This is a genomic window from Paracoccus sp. DMF (assembly GCF_004407025.1).
Taxonomy (GTDB): Bacteria; Pseudomonadota; Alphaproteobacteria; order Rhodobacterales; family Rhodobacteraceae; genus Paracoccus; species Paracoccus aminovorans_B.
On sequence record NZ_SOKV02000154.1, the window covers coordinates 1 to 987 of the forward strand.

Consider the following 987-nt stretch of genomic DNA (forward strand, 5'->3'; position numbering starts at 1 on the left):
CGGCTCGGCCGAGGATCTGCTGGCCCGCATCCGCACCATCGAGTGCGCAATCGCGGGCACGACACGGCCGTTGCCGGTGGCCGGGCTCGCAAGCTTCTCGCGCGGGGATCGCTGATGTCGGCGACCTGGTTCGATCACGCCATCGCCACGGTGGCCCCGCGCATGGCGGCCCGCCGCGTGATGGCGCGTCAGGCCTTCGAGACGCTGACGCGGGGGTACGACGGCGCCGCGCGCGGGCGACGGACGGACGGTTGGCGCGCGCCGGGATCCTCCGCCGACACCGAGATCGGCGTGGCCGGGGCGCTCTTGCGCGACCGGATGCGCGATCTGGTGCGCAACAACCCGCATGCGGCCAAGGCCGTCGCGGTGCTGGTCAACAACATCATCGGCGCCGGGATCATGCCTCGCGCCGCGAGCGGCGACGACAAGCTGGACCGGAAGGTCGATGTGCTGTTCGAGCGCTGGACGGCGGACTGCGATGCCGACGGCCAGCTCGACTTCTACGGCCTGCAGACGCTGATCTGCCGCGAGATGGTCGAGGCAGGCGAGGTGCTGGTGCGCCGTCGCCTGCGCCGGTCTTCGGATGGTCTGCCAGTGCCGCTGCAGCTGCAGGTGCTGGAGGCCGACTTCCTCGACGCCACGAAATCCGGCGCCCTCGGCGCAGGCCGCCTTGTGCAGGGGATCGAGTTCGACCCGGTCGGCAAACGCCGCGCCTACTGGCTGCACGCGGAGCATCCCGGCGACGCCTATGGCGCCTTGCAGAATGGGTTGCAAAGCCGCCCGGTCCCCGCGACCGAGATCGCCCATGTCTATGAAAAGCAGCGCACGCAGGCGCGTGGCGTTCCCTGGGGCGCGCCGGTGATCCGCAGCTTGCGCGATCTCGACGACTATGAGGTGGCGGAACTGGTCCGCAAGAAGACCGAGGCCTGCGTCACCGCCATCGTCTTTGGCGATGACGAGGCGCAGCAGGGCATCGCGCCCTCCGTG

The 987-nt window shown here is 70.4% G+C and carries 1 protein-coding gene; it reads left to right on the forward strand.

Going from position 1 to position 987, the window contains the following annotated elements:
- Positions 1-114 precede the first annotated feature (114 nt).
- Positions 115-987, forward strand: an 873-nt coding sequence (locus tag E3D03_RS20905; RefSeq protein ID WP_263568540.1) for a phage portal protein, incomplete at its 3' end; no start/stop codon positions are given.